16 protein-coding genes and 1 tRNA gene are annotated in these 18,441 nt (G+C 71.1%); 9 read left to right on the top strand and 8 right to left on the bottom strand.

Going from position 1 to position 18,441, the window contains the following annotated elements:
* The first annotated feature begins 78 nt into the window (after positions 1-78).
* Entirely contained in the window at positions 79-1,854 is a 1,776-nt protein-coding gene (locus ACZ5K7_RS16830) for a serine/threonine-protein kinase (RefSeq protein WP_468914204.1), read from the top strand.
* Here the strand turns inward: ACZ5K7_RS16830 and ACZ5K7_RS16835 are convergent.
* Both ACZ5K7_RS16835 and ACZ5K7_RS16840 read right to left on the bottom strand, forming a co-directional pair.
* Complete coding sequence (locus ACZ5K7_RS16835; RefSeq protein WP_468914207.1) at positions 1,818-3,152, bottom strand: hypothetical protein; 1,335 nt, start codon at positions 3,150-3,152, stop codon at positions 1,818-1,820. The genes ACZ5K7_RS16830 and ACZ5K7_RS16835 overlap by 37 nt on opposite strands.
* 199 nt (positions 3,153-3,351) lie before the next feature.
* The gene (locus ACZ5K7_RS16840; protein WP_003999697.1) at positions 3,352-3,480 is read right to left on the bottom strand and encodes a DLW-39 family protein; all 129 of its coding nucleotides are present in this window, start codon (positions 3,478-3,480) and stop codon (positions 3,352-3,354) included.
* Positions 3,481-3,841: 361 nt separating this feature from the next.
* Here ACZ5K7_RS16840 and ACZ5K7_RS16845 point away from each other — a divergent pair, with 361 nt between their 5' ends.
* From ACZ5K7_RS16845 to ACZ5K7_RS16855, 3 genes are all read left to right on the top strand, one after another.
* Positions 3,842-4,192 (top strand): DUF6344 domain-containing protein, encoded by a 351-nt coding sequence (locus ACZ5K7_RS16845; RefSeq protein WP_351695909.1) that lies wholly within the window; start codon positions 3,842-3,844, stop codon positions 4,190-4,192.
* A gap of 184 nt (positions 4,193-4,376) precedes the next feature.
* Entirely contained in the window at positions 4,377-5,165 is a 789-nt protein-coding gene (locus ACZ5K7_RS16850; RefSeq protein WP_468914210.1) for a GntR family transcriptional regulator, read from the top strand.
* Entirely contained in the window at positions 5,162-5,947 is a 786-nt protein-coding gene (locus ACZ5K7_RS16855; protein ID WP_468914213.1) for a glycosyltransferase family 2 protein, read from the top strand. Before ACZ5K7_RS16850 ends, ACZ5K7_RS16855 begins: the two co-directional genes overlap by 4 nt.
* 450 nt (positions 5,948-6,397) lie before the next feature.
* Here ACZ5K7_RS16855 and ACZ5K7_RS16860 read toward each other — a convergent pair whose 3' ends face one another.
* From ACZ5K7_RS16860 to ACZ5K7_RS16870, 3 genes are read right to left on the bottom strand one after another with little or no spacing between them, the layout of a single operon-like run.
* Positions 6,398-7,360 (bottom strand): FkbM family methyltransferase, encoded by a 963-nt coding sequence (locus ACZ5K7_RS16860; RefSeq protein ID WP_468914216.1) that lies wholly within the window; start codon positions 7,358-7,360, stop codon positions 6,398-6,400.
* Between the two features lie 3 nt (positions 7,361-7,363).
* Positions 7,364-7,567 carry a ferredoxin gene (locus ACZ5K7_RS16865; protein WP_450971832.1) on the bottom strand — a complete coding sequence of 68 codons (204 nt, stop codon included), beginning with the start codon at positions 7,565-7,567 and terminating at the stop codon, positions 7,364-7,366.
* A 39-nt stretch (positions 7,568-7,606) separates the two neighbouring features.
* Positions 7,607-8,818, bottom strand: a complete 1,212-nt coding sequence (locus tag ACZ5K7_RS16870) for an amidohydrolase family protein (protein ID WP_351695895.1) — start codon at positions 8,816-8,818, stop codon at positions 7,607-7,609.
* A gap of 184 nt (positions 8,819-9,002) precedes the next feature.
* Here ACZ5K7_RS16870 and ACZ5K7_RS16875 point away from each other — a divergent pair, with 184 nt between their 5' ends.
* The 4 genes from ACZ5K7_RS16875 to ACZ5K7_RS16890 all read left to right on the top strand — a co-directional run bounded on the left by ACZ5K7_RS16875 (position 9,003) and on the right by ACZ5K7_RS16890 (position 15,614).
* Positions 9,003-9,455 carry a DoxX family protein gene (locus tag ACZ5K7_RS16875; protein WP_468914221.1) on the top strand — a complete coding sequence of 151 codons (453 nt, stop codon included), beginning with the start codon at positions 9,003-9,005 and terminating at the stop codon, positions 9,453-9,455.
* A gap of 381 nt (positions 9,456-9,836) precedes the next feature.
* Positions 9,837-10,295: a hypothetical protein gene (locus tag ACZ5K7_RS16880; protein ID WP_468914223.1), complete on the top strand. Its 459-nt coding sequence runs from the start codon at positions 9,837-9,839 to the stop codon at positions 10,293-10,295.
* A gap of 450 nt (positions 10,296-10,745) precedes the next feature.
* On the top strand, positions 10,746-14,783 hold the full coding sequence (locus ACZ5K7_RS16885) for an nSTAND1 domain-containing NTPase (RefSeq protein WP_468914504.1): 4,038 nt from the start codon (positions 10,746-10,748) through the stop codon (positions 14,781-14,783).
* A 654-nt stretch (positions 14,784-15,437) separates the two neighbouring features.
* Positions 15,438-15,614 (top strand): hypothetical protein, encoded by a 177-nt coding sequence (locus ACZ5K7_RS16890; protein ID WP_168508452.1) that lies wholly within the window; start codon positions 15,438-15,440, stop codon positions 15,612-15,614.
* A 385-nt stretch (positions 15,615-15,999) separates the two neighbouring features.
* Here the strand turns inward: ACZ5K7_RS16890 and ACZ5K7_RS16895 are convergent, their stop codons facing one another.
* Positions 16,000-16,206, bottom strand: a complete 207-nt coding sequence (locus ACZ5K7_RS16895; protein ID WP_351695885.1) for a hypothetical protein — start codon at positions 16,204-16,206, stop codon at positions 16,000-16,002.
* Between the two features lie 962 nt (positions 16,207-17,168).
* On the opposite strand from ACZ5K7_RS16895, the gene ACZ5K7_RS16900 reads away from it, so the two are divergent.
* Positions 17,169-17,384, top strand: coding sequence for a hypothetical protein (locus tag ACZ5K7_RS16900; RefSeq protein ID WP_468914228.1), 216 nt, complete (start codon positions 17,169-17,171; stop codon positions 17,382-17,384).
* Between the two features lie 73 nt (positions 17,385-17,457).
* On the opposite strand, the gene ACZ5K7_RS16905 is transcribed toward ACZ5K7_RS16900, so the two are convergent.
* Both ACZ5K7_RS16905 and ACZ5K7_RS16910 read right to left on the bottom strand, forming a co-directional pair.
* A tRNA-Ile gene (locus ACZ5K7_RS16905) sits at positions 17,458-17,534 on the bottom strand.
* A 111-nt stretch (positions 17,535-17,645) separates the two neighbouring features.
* Positions 17,646-18,440, bottom strand: a complete 795-nt coding sequence (locus tag ACZ5K7_RS16910) for a DUF3566 domain-containing protein (RefSeq protein ID WP_351695881.1) — start codon at positions 18,438-18,440, stop codon at positions 17,646-17,648.
* Position 18,441: the final 1 nt, after the last annotated feature.

The following is an 18,441-nucleotide window of genomic DNA, read 5'->3' on the forward strand; positions in this document are numbered from 1 at the left end:
AGGGGTCGTATCGCTCATCCGGGGGAAGCAAGGGGGGGTGTGGCAGGGGGGACCAGAGGGGGAGGGCTACGGGCAGTCATGGGTGAGGTCTTCGCAGGCCGGTACGAACTGGCCGACCCGATCGGTCATGGCGGCGTGGGCGCCGTCTGGCGTGCCTGGGACCACCGGCGCAAGCGCTATGTGGCCGCCAAGGTGCTCCAGCAGAGCGACGCCCACGCGCTACTGCGCTTCGTGCGGGAGCAGGCGCTGCGCATCGACCATCCCCATGTCCTGGCTCCGGCCAGCTGGGCCGCCGACGACGACAAAGTCCTGTTCACGATGGACCTGGTCGCCGGCGGCTCGCTGGTCCACCTCGTCGGGGACTACGGTCCCCTGCCCCCCGCCTTCGTCTGCACGCTCCTCGACCAGCTGCTCTCCGGCCTCGCCGCGGTGCACGCCGAGGGCGTGGTCCACCGGGACATCAAGCCCGCGAACATCCTGCTGGAGGCCAGCGGCACGGCCCGTCCGCGCCTGCGTCTGTCCGACTTCGGCATCGCCATGCGGTTCGGCGAGGCCCGGCTGACCGAGACCAACCTCGTGGTCGGCACGCCGGGTTACATCGCCCCCGAGCAACTCCTGGGCGCTGAGCCAGACTTCGCGGCCGACCTGTTCGCCGTCGGCCTGGTCGCCCTGTTCCTCCTGGAAGGCGCCAAGCCCGACGCCAAGGCCCTCGTCCAGTACTTCGCCGAACACGGCACCCCGGGAGCCCCCAAGGGCATCCCCGACCCCCTCTGGCAGGTCGTCGCCACCCTTCTCCAGCCCAACCCCCTGTCCCGCTTCCGCACGGCCACGGGCGCCCGCAAGGCCCTCGCCCAGGCCAGGGAACTCCTCCCCGAGCCGGGCATCGACGACGAGTTGATCGAGATCTTCGACCAACTGGGACCACTGCCCTCGGGGTTCGGACCCGAGGGCCCGCTGCGAGTGGCATCGGGAATCGATTCGGCGCGGGGCGCGACCGGGACGACCGGGACGACGGGCGCGGCTGGGACGACGGCGACGGGATCAAGGGCCGCCGAGGGTACGACGGAGGCGGCCGCGGGTTCGGGGGCTGCCCCGGGTACGGCCGCGGTGACAGGGACAGGCGCGGGGACAGGGCCAGGTCCGGAATCGGGCACGGCGACGGGAAGCGAAGCGGAGTCAGAGTCGGCCGCCCCGCCGGCTTACGGCGCGGCGCAGGAGACCGCCCCCGGTACAGCATCGGAAGCCGCATCCGGCGTGGCACGGCAGGCCGCCTTCGGTACGACGCCGGAGGCCGCTTTCGGTACAGCGCCGAAGGGCGCTTCCGGTACCGCGACCGGCACGGATCCCGACTCGGCGGCCGGAGCCCCGGCAGGTCACGCGGACGCTCCCCCGGTCACCTCCACCGGACCCACCGGCGCGCCCTCGGCCCCGGCCGGCATGTCCGAAACCGGCAGCTTCCGGCTCCCGCCGCCCCAGACACCGGTACCTCCCACCCCGCACGCGGAGCCGCCGCAGCCGACACCGCCGTACCCGCCGTATGCCCACCAGCAGCCACAACCACAGGCACAGGCACAACTCCCGGACGCTTCCCCCGTCCCGCAGCCCCGCACCCCCTGGCTCCCCGCACAACCCCTCCCCCCGGCCCAGCCGCATGCCGACACCACCACCACGGCCACCTACACCGCGCGCGACCCGCAGCCCGCGCCGCAGGCTTCGCCGCCTGCCGTGCGTACCCACGGCAGGCGCCGGCGCCGGGTGTCCCGGCCCGGGCCGCCCGCGAAGGCCGCCGTGCCCATCCTGCTGCTCGCGCTGGCCTGCTACGCCGTGGGTTTCTGGGCGTTGACCCGGATCTGAGCGCGACGGGCGGTCAGCGTCCACACGCCCAGGACGAGGAGCAGGGCCGTACCCGTTCCGATCCCGCCGGCCGCGAGCACCCGCATGGCCGTGTCGTCGTCGCCGGCCGCGGCGGCGGCCAGGCCGCCGCCCTGGTCCGACGGCGGGTCGAAGACGTTCTTCGGGACGGGCGAACCGGCGTAACGGGGGCCGGAGTTCGGGGTGCCGTCGACGCGGACGCGGAGTGTCACGTCGTACGGCCCCTTCCCGAACGTGTCCGCGGTCTGCCCGGTGAGGTGGACGACGAGGTAGTAGGCGCCGGCGAAGCGGACGGAGTTCTCCTCGCCGGAGACGGCGTACCGGTTGGCGTACGCCACGGGTGGCAGGGGATCGAGGGAGGACGACTTCTGGGTGCCGTCGTAGCCGAGGGAGATGTCGTCGACGTAGCCGCGGACGGGGTTGTAGAGGGAGAGGTTGAGCGCGGCGCTGACGTAGCCGTGGGTGTCACCGCTGGTGCTGCCCAGGTCGACGGTGGCGTGCAGTTGCTGTCCCCAGCCGACCGGGACCGCGTAGTAGAGGGTCTGGCCCGGGGTGATGCCGGTCTGCCACACGCCCGTGACGAGGGTGCGGGCCGTGGTGAAGCCGGCGCCCGCGGTGCGGAGCTCGGGGTCGTCGGTGAGCGGCTCGGGGGACGCGGAGTTCCAGGTCTCGGGGGCGGTGGTGGCGCCGGCCCCGGCCAGGCCCGGTTCGGTGACGGGGGCGATCTCCAGGTCCCAGCTGCCCGGGGACGTGGTCCCCGAGCCGGACGCGAGCCGCTCGACGACGACGTAGTAGGTGCCCGCGTCCTGGCACAGCGCCTTGCCCGCGTCGCGCCGCCCCAGCGCCGTGACCGGCCGGGGGCTCAGTCCGGCGCCGAAGCGGGCGCCGTCGTAGCCGCAGGAGACACCGTTGGCGTCCTCGACCGAGACTCCGATGCCGTCGCTCGCGGACACGGTGGCGTCGGCCGGCGGGACGGCGGTGACGGGGACGTAGGCCGTGCTGCCGGCGGTGAGTTCGAGGCGGAAGTACACCCGGCCCTTGTCCGGCAGGGTGCTGCGGTAGGTCGTGCCGGGCTCCAGTGGTACGGCGGCCGCGGTGCCCGTCGCTCCGGTGATCGTGCGGGCGCCCGGGGCGAAGGCGTAGCCGCTGCCGCCGTCCGCCGCAACCGGAGAGGCCGGCAGCAGTGCCGTCAGCAGTGCTGTCAGCAGTGCTGTCAGGGCGACGGCGGCCGTCCTGCCGATCCCCCGCCGTTCCGCCGCCGTACGCCACCGCCGTATCACGCGCGCCCCCAGCCGTCGCTCGTCAGCCGTCGAAGTCCCGGACCGGCCCCATACTGCCGCGCACGCCCCCGCGCCACCCGGCGATTTGTACGACCGTCCGAAACGCCCCGCCTCGCGCCCCGGCACCCCTGCGCCCCCGGACAACGCAAAACCCCGACCGCGAGGCGGCCGGGGTCTCAGTGTCGTTCGTTGTCGGTACTCACGAACCCGTGGGCACGGAGTCAGTCGCCTCCGTCCACAGATCCTGCTCGGCGCGATCCGCCTGGATCTGGCGGTACACGAGGAGCCCGCCGATGGCGGCCAGTGCGACCAGGAGAAGCTTCTTCACCGCGCGACCTCGTCTCTTCCTTGACGTAGGGGACCTCTGGCGCCCGACTATACACACCGACCGATATCGATCGGTGACCTGGCATCCGGCCCCAACTCCGGCCCACCACAAGGTGTTGCACGAGGAGTTGCAGAAGGCCGGGCCGTTCCGATCGGAGGGTGATCACACCTCCACGGACGGTTACTTTGCCCCTCTCGCCCCCATTCAGGGGCCTTTCTTCTGATTTTTCGGCCCTCACGCCTCCATCCGGGTGGTGTTCATCAGAACATCGCCGCGCCGCAGGTCGACGTCCCCCACTTCCCGATCCCCATACACATCATGAGGAAAGTACGCAAATCGCCCAACCCGAAAGTGAGGGGCCATGGCTCGGAACGCCAAGGTCATGAAGTTGTGGACCGCCTTCGTCACCGCCTTCCTCGCGCTGTGCACGGCGCTCGGACTCGTCTCCGCCGCCACCGCCACCGCGGTACCGCAGACCGAGACCCCCAGCAACAGCAACCCCGGCGACGACCACAGCCCGGCCGGCCGGGTGATGATCCCGGCACAGACCCACTGGCTCTGGTCCCAGGCCAGGTCCCTGCCCCCCACGATGAAGCAGCGCATCCGGGCCGAGGCCCACGGCAAGACCCCCGGCTGCCGCCAGCGGCCCCTGGACACGACCGAGTCGGAGGACAACCCGGCCGAACCCCCCGCGGCCCCCCTCGACTGCTGACCCTCCCCAGACGGCTCAGACGCAACGGCGCAAGGGCGACTTGCGTACGTACCAGCGCCTACTGCGAAAAGACCCGCGACCGGGAACCGGCCGCGGGTCTTCGCATGTCCGGGCTCGTCGGTGGGGCCTCGTCGGCGGGGCACTCGACTCTTCAACTCCTCTTGAGGAGTCGTAGGCTGAACCCGTGCCCAAGGCGTACGAGGAGATCGCCGACGACCTCCGCCGCTCCATCAGGAACGGCGAACTCAAGCCCGGTGCACAGCTGCCCTCCGAGGCGGAGCTGGCCCGGCACCATGGCCGGAGCGTGCCCACGATCCAGAACGCGCTGCGGCTGCTGAGCGCGGAGGGTCTGATCGACAAGCGGCACGGCAGCGGCACCTTCGTGCGCCGGCCCCGCACCCGCGCGATCCGTGACAACACCCGGCACCAGTGGGAGAAGGACCGCGCCAGGATGCCGGAGGCCACCCGGGCCGCGACGGGCGCGACCGAGCACGAGACCGGGCTGACCCTCGACGACCTGATCTTCTTCGCCCGCTACCGCGAGCTGATCGCGCCCAGCGACCTCGCCGACGCGTTCGGGGTACCGGAGGGCACCGTGCTCCTGGAACGCACCTACCGGACCCGGTACTCGGCCGAGCCCGCCCCCTTCAGCCTGGTGAGCTCCTATCTCGTCCGGGACATGATCGCGGCGAACCCGGCGCTTCTGGACGAGACCAGGGAGCCCTGGCCGGGCGGCACCCAGAACCAGCTGCACACCGTCGGCATCGAGGTCGCCCGCGTCGAGGAACGCTTCACCGCCCGGCCGCCGACGCCCGAGGAGGCCCGGGAGCTGGACCTGCCGGCCGGCACCTCGGTGATCCTGCTGCGCAAGACGTCGTACGACATCCACGACCGCATCGTGGACATCTCCGTCGTCACGCTTCCGGGCGACCGCACGGAACTGCTCTTCACCACGCACCTGGAAAGGTGGTGAGCGCCGCCGTGAGCCGGTGCGCCGCCGTCGTCACCGTCGTCACCGCGGTCCACGCGCCGTCGGCCCGTTTCCTGCCGGAGGCGTACAAGTCGCTGTGCGAGCAGCGACTGCCGGACGGCTGGGAGTGGCAGTGGCTGGTCCAGGAGGACGGCTACGGCGACGAGGTCCGCCCGTACGTCCCCGACGACGCCCGGGTGTCGTTCCGGCAGGGCCGCACCGGCGGTCCCGGAGTCGCCCGCACCATCGCGCTGGCGCGGGCCGAGGGGCCGTACGTCAGGATCCTCGACGCCGACGACCAGCTCACGCCGGGCGCGCTGGCCCGCGATCTGGCCGTGCTGGAGGCCCGCCCGGAGATCGGCTGGGCCACCTCCCGCGTCCTCGACCTGCTGCCCGACGGTTCCACGGCGGGTTTCCCCGGCGACCCGGAGGAGGGGCCGGTCGAGCGCGGAGCCGTGCTCGACTTCTGGACGGCGAACGGCTTCCTCGCCCAGGTCCACCCGGCGAGCCTCTTCGTCCGCCGTGAGCTGCTGCTCGGCCTGGGCGGCTGGATGGCGCTGCCGGCCTCCGAGGACACCGGGCTGCTGCTCGCGCTGAACGCGGTGAGCCGGGGCTGGTTCACGGCGGAGGCCGGGCTGCTCTACCGCAAGTGGGAGGGCCAGGTCACCGGGCAGCCCGCCCACACCGACCCCGCCGAACGGCAGGCCCGGATGACGGTCGTGGCGGCGCGGGCACGGGCACTGGCGGAGTTCGACTGGCGGTACCCGACGACGACGGCCGACTAGGCCGACCAAGCGGGTCCGGCGAAGTCCGCTCCGGTTATCGGGGGCAACGCCCTGGGGCGCTGGGGGTACCCCCGGCCGAAGGCTGGGGGAGGAACCGCGCGACCAGCCACGACGGCGCCGCAGTCGACTGACGGCATATCGCGGCACTTCCAGCGGAGCGCTTAAGCCGACTAGGCCGACTAGGCCGACTAGGCCGACTAGGCCGACTAGGCCGACTAGGCCGACTGAAGGGCACATGCGTCCGGCGGCCGACCGCAAGGCGCACGCGTGCGGCCGCCGAGTGGAAGACGCGCGTGCCCGGCCGTCGCGTGGGAGGCGCAGATGTCCGGCCTACGGCTGACAGGCGTACGCGTCCGGCCTGCGGCTGCAGGCTCCACGTCCAGCCTGCGGCTAACAGGCATACGCGCGCGGCCCCCGACCGACAGGCTCACGTGTCCGGCCGTCGACCGGCTACAGCGTCGCCGCGTCGGTCCGTGAGAACACCAGGTCGCTTTCCTCGGTCACCGGTCCGTCCCAGCGGACCGGGGGCACCGGCTCGCCGTACAGTGCCCGGGGGTAGCTGTCGGCCGCGTAGCTGTTGGCGAGGCGGTAGACGTGGTAGCCGGCGTCGGTCATGGTGCGCAGCAGGTCGTCCGCCGAATCGCCGAGCTGGGCCATGCGGTCGGGGGTGACCTCGACGGTGATCTCGGCGTCCGGGCGCAGTTTCTCCAGCAGCGGGGCAAGCCCGCGCACCACCGCGCCCTCGGCGCCCTCCACGTCGATCTTGATGACCCGCGCGGTCTCGATCTCCTCAGGCCGCAGCAGTTCGGGCAGCGGAACGGCCTCGATGTCGAAGCTCGACTCGGCCGGACCGTCCCACGGCACGATGCTGTTGGCGCCCGTGTTGCGGGAGCTGGCGAGCACGAAGGTCAGGGTGCGGTGGGCGTCGGAGACGGCGGTGTTGACCGCCCGGATGTTCCGGCAGCCGTTGAGCGCGCTCTGCTGTTCGAGGCGGCGGTGGAAGACGGGGGAGGCCTCGACGGCCACGACCCGGCCCTGGTCCCCGACCAGCCGGGAGGCGAGGACGCTGAAGACGCCGATGTTGGCACCGACGTCGACGAAGCAGTCCCCCGGCGCCAGCCGGCCGCGCAGCCAGCGGGTCATGTGCGGTTCCCACACCCCGAAGAGGTAGAGGTAGCGCTGGATGAGGTCCTGGGTGTCGACCGCGAACCGGGCGCCGGAGCGCGTCTCCACGACCCGCCGGCGCGGGTGGTCGCGCAGGTAGGGGTTGAGCGCGCGGGCGGCGAGGGTCTTGCCCCAGGGACCCGGGAACCCCCGGACATAGCCGCGGCCGAGGGTGGCCAGAAGTTCGGTGAGTCCGGTGCGCCGGGTGAGTCCGGTGGGTCCGGTGCGTTCCGTTCCGGTGCTGCTCATCCGCTAGTCAGTGACCCTTTTCCCGTTGATCCGGATCGCCTGGGACGGGCAGCGTTCGGCGATGTCCCGGATCAGTTCGTCGTCCCCGGACTCCTCCCGTCCGGGCAGGACGAAACCGTACCCGTCCTCGAAGCCGAACACGGCGGGTGCCCGGAAGGCACACTCGCCCGACCCATAACAGACATCGGTGTCGACGGAGACCTTCATGGGAACTCCCCTGCCCACCGGACGCCCCGCCGAACCGGGTTACGTGAAGGGCAGCTCCAGCATCCGGATCGCGTTCCCGCGCAGCAGCTTGTAGGCCACCTCCGGCGCCAGCCCGCCCACGTGTTCCTGGGCGACCCGCTTGGTCTCCGGCCAGGTCGAGTCGACGTGCGGGTAGTCCGTCTCGAAGGTCGCGTTGTCCACACCGACCCTCTCGATCGCCTCGATGCCGTGCTTGTCACGGAAGAAGCAGCAGAAGATCTGCCGGTAGTAGTACGTCGACGGGGGCTCCGGGACCAGGTCCTTGACCCCGCCCCAGGCACGGTGCTCCTCCCAGACGTCGTCGGCGCGCTCCAGGGCGTAGGGGATCCAGCCCATCTGGCCCTCGCTGTACGCCAGTTTGAGCCGGGGGAACTTCACCAGCACCCCGGAGAAGAGGAAGTCCATCATCGAGGCCATGGCGTTGTTGAAGCTCAGCGAGGCCTGTACGGCGGGCGGGGCGTCGGGGGAGGCGGCGGGCATCTGCGAGCTGCTGCCGATGTGCATGTTGACGACCGTCCCGGTCTCCTCGCAGACCGCGAAGAACGGGTCCCAGTAGCCGGAGTGGATGGACGGCAGGCCCAGATAGGTGGGGATCTCGCTGAAGGTGACCGCGCGGACACCCCGCTCGGCGTTGCGCCGGATCTCGGCGACGGCCAGGTCGATGTCCCACAGCGGGATCAGGCACAGCGGGATCAGCCGGCCGCCGCTGTCGCCGCACCACTCCTCGACCATCCAGTCGTTGTAGGCGCGGACACAGGCCAGCGCGACCTCCTTGTCCTCGGCCTCGGCGAAGGTCTGTCCACAGAAACGGGGGAAGGTGGGGAAGCAGAGGGAGGCCTCCACATGGTTCATGTCCATGTCGTCCAGGCGGGCCTTGGGGTCCCAGCAGCCGCGCCGCATCTGCTCCCGGGTGATGCCGTCGAGCGTCATCTCGTCCCGGGAGAAGCCCACGGCCGCGATGATCCGCTTGTACGGGAAGAGCAGGCCCTCGTACTCCCACCAGTCGGTGATCTGACCCTCGGGATCGGTGGTGAAGCGGTACTTGCCGCCGACGTAGGCGAGTTCGCCGATGCCGGCCGTGAAGGGCTTGGGGCCCTTGTCGCGGTACTTGCCCGGCAGCCACCTCTCGAAGAGGTGCGCGGGCTCGATCACGTGGTCGTCCACGCTGACGACCCTGGGCAGATCCTGGGTGCCGGTCGCGTTCTCTGCCATGCCTACCCCCTGCTGCCTGCTTGGATGCCCGATTAACTGACGGACCATCAGATTTCGGTTCGGCTTTCAGGCTAGGCCCAGGAGCCGGTGCCAGCAAGAGCCGCCGGACCTCTTGCGGCCCGCGCCGCGTTCCGCTGAACTGACGGATCGTCAGATGAGTGGGTGGATCCGGGGAGGGTGCGGGATGAGATCAGCCTTGCTGAGCGGTGCCGAATGGTTCGCGGTGCTCCGCATCGGGCTCGGTCTGTGGTGGCTGGAGAGCTGGCGGCACAAGGACAAGAAGCAGTGGTTCGGCGGCGGGGGCATCCAGTGGGCGGCCGGTGTCGCGGAGAAGCACCGCTGGCCGGTGGTCCGGCGGGGCTTCGACGTCGTCGTCGCGCCACGTCCCCGGCTGATGGCCTACGTGGTGGCGTACGCGGAGCTGGCCCTCGGCCTCGGCCTGGCCTTCGGCTTCCTCACCCCGATCGCCCTGGTGGCCGGGTTCCTGCTCAACCTGATCTACCTGACCCTCATGATCCACGACTGGGCGGAGCAGGGGCAGAACCTGATGATGGCCCTGATCTCCGCGGTCGGCCTCTTCGCGATGTGCTGGCAGACCTGGTCCCTGGACTCAGCACTGGGCCTGTTCACCCCCTAGCAACACGAGAAGCCCCTGACCTCTCGAAAGGAGCACCCCACAAACGCCCCAAAGGGGCGGCCGCAGCCGACCGACGGCACGACGCTGCCCCCTCAAGAAGGGCGACTCACCCACGCCCCCAAAGGGGCGCGAGGAACCGCGCAACCAGCCACAACCCAGCCGCAGCCGACCCACGACACTCCCGACAAAACCCCCGGCCTCCTCGAAAAGAGCGCCCCACAAACGCCCCAAAGGGGCGCGAGGAACTGCGCGACCAGCCACGACGAACCCGCAGCCGACCGACGGCACACACGGCCCTCCCAGCGAAGCGCCCCGCATCGCCTATGGCCTCTTCACGGCCGGCATGGCACCCTGCCCGCGCCCGGCAGCAAGGAGGCGAAGATGACTGGTCCCTCGGCGGAGTTACTCAGAAAGCTGCACTCCGCGCGTGCGCACCGCGCATACGCCCGTGCACTGGCCGTCTGCCGCCACGCGGGGGTCGACCCCGACGCGGCCCAGCCCGTACCGACGAGCCCGGTCGGCCGGGCCGCGAACGCGCTCCGGCTGTCGGCCCAGTCCCTCACCGCCCTCGCGGACACCGCACCCGACCCGGCGGCGGACGCCCGCTGCGCCCGCAACGCCGCCGCCACCGCCGCGCTGGCCGCGCAGGTGGCCGGATCGCTGGACGACCGCCCCGAGGCGGCAGCGGCCCTGAGCGCCGCCCTCACGGCGTCCAGGACGGCCGCGGTGGCGGCAGGCGGGACCGCGGCGGGCCGGGACACGGCGCTGAACACGGCGGCCGACGACGCGGAGGAACAGGCGGTCGAGGCAGCGCGTACGGCGGGCTGGATACGGCGCTGAAGGCGCGCAGGTGCCGCACGCGGGGGCACAGCGCGCGCCCCGACGGCGATACGACGCTCAGGGCGCGCAAGCGCATCACGCCAGGTGCCTCGGCGCTCGACGGTGCGCGGTGGTGCACCCGTGCCGTTCGGCTCCGGTCCCTCCCCACGTGGGGACCGGTGCCGAACGGCGCGGGTGGCCTCAGGCCCCGCAGGGCCGGCCCGGTCGGAGAGAGCAGCTGCTGTCGTCGCGCCGCTCCGGCGGGTAATCGCCGGTGGAACCTGACCGAGAACATGCGGTGCCGTGAACTGTCTCCGCGGACGCTGAGCTGGTGGGCCTGCCGGGCGACGCCCGACCCTCGCCTTACTGCGTCGAAATCCTGCCAGTCGAGGTGCACATCTGAGGAGGTCATGACGTCCGGTCCAGGGCTTCGCCGCAGGTCAGCCATATAAAGTGAGTTTTCCGGTCCGGATGTCCAGCAGCGGGGGAAGTAAGGGGTGGAGAGCCTTGGGTCCCGACGCAGGGGCACGCACAGCCTTCGCGGAACGTCTCGCGTTGCTGTACAAGGAGGCCGGCAATCCTCCGCTCAAACGCGTCGCCGAGGCGGTCGGCCGACTGCATCGCGTCGACGAGCGGGGCCGGCCGGTGCGGGTCTCCGCCCAGCGGATCAGCGACTGGCGGCGGGCGAAGAACGTGCCCGCGCAGTTCGCCGCGCTCTCCGCCGTACTCCAGGTCCTCATCCCGCAGGCCCGGCGCTCCCAGCCGGCGCCGGTCTCCTCCGGGCTGTACGACCTGGCCCAGTGGCAGAAGCTCTGGGAGCGGGCCGTGGCCGATCCGGTCGGCGAGCTGCCCGTACCGGAGACGGCGGAGGACACGGAGGCACCACCGCCGGTCGACAGCGTCTGCCCATATCGGGGCCTGGCCTCCTACCGCCGTGAGGACGCGCGCTGGTTCTTCGGCCGGGAGCGCAGTACCGACGCCCTGGTCGCCCAGCTCCGGTCGGCGAAGGCAGGCGGCGGTCTGGTCATGCTGGTCGGCGCCTCGGGGGCGGGTAAGTCCTCGCTGCTGAACGCAGGCCTGGTCACCGCCCTGCAGAACGGCGCCCTGGCCGACGAGGAGGACCGCCCGCACGAGGTCCTTCAGCTCGTCCCGGGAGCGGACCCCGTCAACGAACTGACCCGCCGCATACCGGAGCTGGCCGATCTGGCGGACCTGGACGATCCGGCGGCTGCACGGGAAGCGGTCATGGCCTGGGCCGGGCGCGAGGCCGAGGATGTTTCACGTGAAACATGGCCCTTGGAACCTGGGACGGCACGCCCTGTCGTGATCGTGGACCAGTTCGAGGAGACCTTCACCCTGTGCGCCGAAGAGGCGGACCGGCGGACCTTCGTCCAGCTGCTGCACGCGGCCAGTACCTCCGCCACCTCCGGCGAACCGGCCCCTGCCCTGGTCGTCCTCGGCATCCGGGCCGACTTCTACGAGCAGTGCCTGGGCTATCCCGAGCTGGCCGACGCGCTCCAGCACCGGCACATGGTGCTCGGCCCGCTGACCACCGCCGAGCTGCGCGACGCCATGACCGCCCCTGCCAAGGCGGTGGGCCTGGAACTGGAGCCCGGCCTCGCCGAGCTGATCGTCCGCGAGGTGAGCGCCGACGGTCCGCGTGGCGCCCATGACGCCGGCGTCCTCCCGCTGCTCTCGCACGCTCTGCTCGCCACCTGGCAGCGCCGCAAGGGGGGCCGCCTGACGCTGGCCGGCTACCGGGCGGCCGGCGGTATCCAGGGCGCTGTCGCCGCGACCGCCGAGCGTGCCTGGTCCAGCCTGGACCCGGCCGCCCGCACCGCCGCCCGGCTGCTGCTGCTCCGCCTGGTCCGCCTCGGCGAGGACACCCAGGCGACCCGCAGGCGTGGCACCCGGCGCCAGCTGGCCGCCGAGTCCGCCGACCCGAACAAGACGGAGGAGTCGCTCGAAGCGCTGGTCCGGGCCCGCCTGGTGACCCTCGACGCGGACACCGTGGAGATCACCCACGAGGCGTTGCTGCACGCCTGGCCCCGGCTGCGCGAGTGGCTCGACGAGGACCGCAACGGGAACCTGCTGCGCCAGCGTCTGGAGGAGGACGGCCGGTCCTGGGACGAGTCCGGCCACGACTCCGCACTGCTGTACCGGGGTTCGCGGCTGGAGCAGGCCCACACCTGGGCGAAGTCGGCCGGTGACACCTTCCTGACCCGCAGTGCGGTGGAGTTCCTGGCGGCTTCGGTGCGGCTGCGCCGGCGCACGGTGTGGATCAGCAGGGCCGCCGTGTCGGCTCTGGTCGTGCTGGCGGTGCTGGCCGCCGGCGCCGCCGTGATCGCCCGGCAGCAGCGGGACGACGCGATGTTCGAGCAGGTGATCGCGGAGGCGGACCGGTTCCAGTACTCGGACCCGGCACTCTCCGCCCAGCTGGATCTGGTCGCCCACGGTCTACGCCCGGACGACGAGGGCGCCAACAACCGCCTGATATCGATCGTCAACGCGCCACTGGCCACCCCGCTGCTCGGCCACACCGGTGCCGTCTACCTCACCACCTTCAGCCCCGACGGCAAGACACTGGCCACCGCCGCCTACGACCGCACGGTCCGCCTGTGGGACGTGAGCGACCCGACCCGCCCCAAGGCGCTGGGCAAGCCGTTACTCGGCCACACGAGCTGGGTCTCCAGTGCGGTCTTCAGCCCGGACGGCAGGACCCTCGCCAGCGCCGGCGACGACGGCACCGTACGCCTGTGGAACGTCTCCGACCCGACCCACCCGGTATCCCTGGGCACCCCGCTGAGCGGTCACGACGGCACGATCTACCTGGTCGCCTTCAGCCCCGACGGCCGCACCCTGGCCACCGCCGACGAGGACCGCACCGTCCGCCTGTGGGACGTGCACAACCCGCGCCACCCCACCGCGATCGGCGCCCTGACCGGCCACACCGAAGCCGTCCGCTCCCTCGCCTTCAGCCCCGACGGCCGCACACTCGCGGCCGGCAGCGACGACAACTCGATCCTCCTGTACGACGTCTCCGACCCCCGCCGCCCCGAGCGTGTCGGGGCGGCACTGACCGGGCACACCGGGACCGTGCACTCCGTGGCCTTCAGCCCGGACGGCCACACCCTCGCGAGCGGCAGCAAGGACGACACCGTACGGCTGTGGGACGTCACCGACCGGGCGCATGCCAAGGCCCTGGGCGGACCGCTCACCGGGCACACCGGGCCCGTCTGGTCGGTGGCCTTCAGCCCCGACGGTTCGATGCTCGCCGCGGGCAGCGCGGACTCCACGGCCAGCGTGTGGAACGTCGGCAACCCGGCCTTCCCCTCCCAGGTGGGCGAGCCGCTCGCGGGCAGCAGCGGGGAGATGTACGCCGTCGGCTGGAGCCCTGACGGACACACCCTCGCCACCGGCAGCGGCGACGGCAAGGTACGGCTGTGGTCGGTCCCGGGGGCGGACATGATCGGCGAGGCGGGGGCGTTCAGCCCGGACGGTCGCGTTCTGGCCACCGGGGGCGGCGACAGCCGGATGCGGCTGTGGAACATCACGGATCCCGCCCGGCCGACGGCGCTCGGCGAGCCGTTCAGGACCGGGCGGCGGGACCTTAGGTCGATGGTGTTCACCCGCGACGGCCGCACCCTCGTCATCATGACCGGCGAGAACGACGTCAACTGGGTGCAGCTGTGGAACGTCTCCGACCCCGCGCACCCCAGTCAGTACGGTGCGCCCGTCCGGCTGAACACCCGGTACGCGGGCGCCGAGGCACTGGCGCTGAGCCCGGACGGGCACACCGTGGCCGCCGACTACGACGACCGCACGGTCCAGCTCCTGGACATCACCGACCCGGCCCACCCCAAACAGCTCGGCGAACCCCTCAAGGGCCACACCGGCTACGTCAACGCGCTGGTCTTCAGCCCTGACGGCAGGACCCTGGCGAGCGGCAGCGCGGACGGCACGGTCCGGCTCTGGGACGTCTCGGACCGGGCCCGTGCCAAGGCCCTGGGCGGCCCCCTCAAGGGCCATCTGGGGCCCATCAACACCCTCGCCTACAGTCCCGACGGGGCGACCCTGGCCAGTGGCAGCGACGACGACACGGTCCGCCTCTGGAACGTCTCGGAGCCGGCCCGTGCGACCCGGCTGGGCTCGGCCCTCACCGGCCACACCGAGGCGGTGGTGTCCCTGACCTTCAGCCGGAACGGCAGGACCCTGGCCAGCGGCGGCAACGACAACACGGTCCGCCTCTGGAACGTCTCGTCCCCGTCCTCCGCCCACCCCATAGGCCAGTCCATGAGCCCCAACGCCAAGACGGGCAACTTCCTGTCCTTCAGCCCGAAAAGCAACATGCTGGGCGTCTCCAGCGGCGCCGGCACGGTCCGGCTGTGGAGCCTGGACGTCGACCAGGCGGTCAGCCGCATCTGCTCGGTCACCCGGAACGTCCTGACCGAGGCGAAGTGGCAGGAGTACCTCCCCCGCCTCGCCTACGACCCGCCCTGCGGCGACTGAACCGGCCCTCCGCATGACGCCCTTTGAGTGATCCCGATCACAACTGCTCACGACGGCTGAGAAGTTGACTCCCGCCGCACAGGCCACCTTGTTAGGCTGACCGTAACCCGGTCGCTGGTGCATCCCCCGTCGCCAGCGACCGGGCCTTTCCATACCCGGAGCCGGACACGAAACGCCCCGGCCGCCGGCCACAGACACCCACCAACGCAAAGACCCCCGATCCATCCGGACCGGGGGTCTTCGTGCTCGTGGGGCTAACAGGATTTGAACCTGTGGCCTCATCCTTATCAGGTCGATCACGGGGGACTGTCAACATCGGTCAACCGCCCGGACGCCTCGGCCGATCGTCCACCCGGGTCCGGCGTCGACCGCCGCTGTTCGTGCTTGTTGGTGTCAGCGGCTGGTGTCAGCCACCGCTTGCGGTCTTGACAAGGGCCGCCTCGCCGATCCGCAGCACTAGTTTGGAAGATCGCGTATGCGGGTGCGGCTTGAGCTGGCATAACGGTGACCTGTTTGTTCGATGAGCGCTGACCGGCGTTCCCCGTGGCTTGCCTCTGGAACGGGTACGCCAGGGGCACGCTGTCTCGGGTGTTCGGCGGGTGCCGACGCGCAGGTATTGCCGGGGTAGAGTCTCGCGGACTGGGGAGGTGAGCCATGGCCGCGCTCTTCTACTCCGCTGTCGTGGTCGGCGTCGCATTGATAGCTTTCGCGGTCCTGCGGGAGCACGGAACGCGGTTCGCGAAGGCGGCCTCCTGGTTCTGCCTTGCAGTCGCCGCGCTTCCCGGACTGGGGCTCATCGGCGTCGTTCTCCAAGTGGTCTTCGGGTCGTGAGGCTGGTGCGGGGCTACGACGCTGCTACGTCGCTTGCCGGGTCATGGGCTGGGCTGGGTGAACTGCCCGGGCTCGGGTCCGGCGAGGATGCCACGCCTAATCAGGCTTTTCAGTGCGCAGGACGCAGCCGAACCCCTTCCTCCGCCCACCACTCACCCCAGCTCCCATCCCGAACGCCGTCGCGCGCGAGCGAAGCGAGCTGCCAAGGTTTGCGCGGCCGTAGGCCGCACCTCAGCTCCCGCCCGCCGCATGCTTCCGGGCCGACTCGGACCTGGCGTGCCCGACGGGTCGGCACAGTCCCTGCGACTCTCCCGGCTGCGCTCGCGAGGGAGCGCCCCGCAGCGCGTGGCTGCGGGGTGCCGATCGCAACAGGCCCTAGTGGGGTTTAGTCGACTGTCTGCCCGTCGTACATACCGCCCCTGCAGGTCGGGAGCACGGGCGTCGACCGATCGATCGTTCCACCGCCGTCCGTGCACTCACCCGGGGTGACGCTGCTGACGCTGCTGGCGGTGGCGGTGGCGGCGCCTGTGAGGCCGAGTCCGGCGAGGGCTGCCGTGGCGATGACGGCGGCGAGGATTCGTCGAATGCGCATTTGGTTTCCCTTTCACGGATTGCCTCGGGTGGGGCACTAGCCAGCTTGATCTTCACCCATGTGGGTGGCACGTCATGTTGCGCCATTCGGGTGACATTGCTGTCAGGTGCGGGGTCGGTGACGTGACCCGTCGGACAGGCCCTGCAACGAAGAGACCACCCCGGCCGGATGGGTGGTCTCTTCGTTGTTCCGGAGGGACAGCGTCCGCAACCATCGTCTTGGCCGTGGGCCGCTCTATGCGGTGATCGACTCATGGCCACCGGCCCTATCCACCAGTGGGCGCGCGTCGGCGCAGCGCGGGCGGAGCGGGCCGGAGGCAGGAGCGGCGCCCGCGGCGGAGCCGGGAAGCGCGCCCGGCGGAGCGGAGCGCAGCCGGGGCTTGATGAGGTAGAGAAACCTGTGACAGCTCTCCTGTTCCATGGCCTGCCGAGGAAGACAACAACTCTCCGAGCTGGGCTTTTACCAGCGCCCCAAATTGACATATGCGTCTTCAGTGCGACGTTTTGTCTCAGGTGAGACGGTGCCGCAACGTGGAGACATGTCCACCTGTCGAAATCGACAACGGCCCAAGGCCACGCAGCAACCGCCCCATACAGCCCAGGCCCCCGCAGCGGACGAACCTCCCACCACCCCCGAAGACGCTCGGGCCAAGGCCGTACGGCAGCTCGTGGAACCTGGGCAAGAACGCGTCCGTCTCACGGCTGAGTTGGAGCGGCTGGACGCCAGTCTCCGCCCTCTGGTTCTCGAAGCCGTCAGCGCCGGCGTCCCCTATCGCCGCCTTGCCGAACTCACCGGGATCTCCCGCGCGACCGTGGCCCGTTGGGGCAAGAGCGCAGAGCAGTGAAAGTTGGCCCGCCCGATTCGAAGGAGTCGAAGCCATGTCGAGTCGATCCGCCCTCGCCATCGCACAAGAGCCTTGCCCGACCTGTTCCGGAACCTGCCTCACGACCGATGATGGTTCCGTGACCGGAAAGCCCGGCAAGCCTGTCCCCTGCTCCTGCTCCGACGGCTCCAGCAAGGCCCCTGAGGGCGCGCACTACAGCGTCGGCGTGCGCCTCTCCCTCGACCCCGCCCTCTGTGCCTGCGGAGGCACCGGATGGCTGGATGGCGGCTTCTACGTCTGGGAGGGAGACGTTCGCTTGGCGGCCGACGAGCGGTGCCCGCTTCACGCCACCTGACGCGGCCCTGGCGGTTGGTGTCAACCACTGGTGTCAAAAGACCCCCGGACCAATGATCCGGGGGTCTTCGTGCTGGTGGGGCTAACAGGATTTGAACCTGTGGCCTCATCCTTATCAGGGATGCGCTCTAACCAACTGAGCTATAGCCCCGCCGCGCTCTGCGGTGTGTGTCCCGCGCGCTGACTCCTGAAGATTAGCGCACGACCGGGGCAGTCCCAAAATCGGTTGTCGGGGGACCTTCAGCAGAGGTTTGAACCCTGGTTACTCGTCCTCGGCCAAGGTCAGCTCGATGCCGCCGACGAAGCCGGCGGACAGGTTGTAGATGAACGCGCCGAGGGTCGCCAGCGCCGTCGCGAGGACGACGTCGATGACCGCGATGATCGCCGTGAACATCAGGACGTGCGGGAGGGACAGGAACGACTGGAGGTCGAAGCCGTTCGACTCGTTCGAACCGGTGGCCTCCGAGATCGTGCCGCCGACGGTCGAGAACACGCCCATCGCGTCCAGGACCATCCACAGCACCGCCGACGCCACGATCGAGCAGATGCCCAGCGCGATGGAGAGCAGGAAGCTGACCTTCATCACCGACCACGGATCGGCCTTGGCGACCCGCAGCCGGGCCTTGCGGGTGCGCGGCGCGGTGCGTGCCCCGGCGCCGGTGCGCGGCCGCCGTACCGCCCCCGCAGGCGTCCCCGCGGGGGCCTGCGGGGTCTGCGTCGCCGGGTAGGCCTGCGGCGGGTGGTAGGGCCCGGCGGGCTGCTCCGAATGCCGTTCCCCGGGCAGCGGAGAGGCGTTCGGCTGCTGCGCGGACGCCGGCTGAGTGCCCGCCGCGGCCTGGCCTCGGGTGTCGGTCACGGTTCCCCCCTGGGTTCCCTGTGCATCCGGCGTGGACGCCTTCACGGACGCCTTGACCGCCTTCAACTGGGTGGTGTGCGTGTCCATCGGCCGCGCACCGCCCTCGGTGGCCCCGCCGGACGCGGCGGAGCCACGGCCGCCGCCGTCCGCATCCGTACCCCTCGAGGTACCGGCCGATCCGGCGCCCGTGGCTCCGCTCACG

This window comes from Streptomyces sp. NPDC031497, from assembly GCF_055580905.1.

What these genes read in the sequence shown, in the direction of transcription:
- ACZ5K7_RS16830 (WP_468914204.1), top strand. Translation starts at nt 79, where the DNA reads ATGGGTGAGGTCTTCGCAGGCCGGTACGAACTGGCCGACCCGATCGGT.
- ACZ5K7_RS16845 (WP_351695909.1), top strand. Translation starts at nt 3,842, where the DNA reads ATGGCTCGGAACGCCAAGGTCATGAAGTTGTGGACCGCCTTCGTCACC.
- ACZ5K7_RS16860 (WP_468914216.1), bottom strand. Translation starts at nt 7,360, where the DNA reads ATGAGCAGCACCGGAACGGAACGCACCGGACCCACCGGACTCACCCGG.
- ACZ5K7_RS16865 (WP_450971832.1), bottom strand. Translation starts at nt 7,567, where the DNA reads ATGAAGGTCTCCGTCGACACCGATGTCTGTTATGGGTCGGGCGAGTGT.
- ACZ5K7_RS16870 (WP_351695895.1), bottom strand. Translation starts at nt 8,818, where the DNA reads ATGGCAGAGAACGCGACCGGCACCCAGGATCTGCCCAGGGTCGTCAGC.
- ACZ5K7_RS16875 (WP_468914221.1), top strand. Translation starts at nt 9,003, where the DNA reads ATGAGATCAGCCTTGCTGAGCGGTGCCGAATGGTTCGCGGTGCTCCGC.
- ACZ5K7_RS16880 (WP_468914223.1), top strand. Translation starts at nt 9,837, where the DNA reads ATGACTGGTCCCTCGGCGGAGTTACTCAGAAAGCTGCACTCCGCGCGT.
- ACZ5K7_RS16885 (WP_468914504.1), top strand. Translation starts at nt 10,746, where the DNA reads ATGTCCAGCAGCGGGGGAAGTAAGGGGTGGAGAGCCTTGGGTCCCGAC.
- ACZ5K7_RS16890 (WP_168508452.1), top strand. Translation starts at nt 15,438, where the DNA reads ATGGCCGCGCTCTTCTACTCCGCTGTCGTGGTCGGCGTCGCATTGATA.
- ACZ5K7_RS16895 (WP_351695885.1), bottom strand. Translation starts at nt 16,206, where the DNA reads ATGCGCATTCGACGAATCCTCGCCGCCGTCATCGCCACGGCAGCCCTC.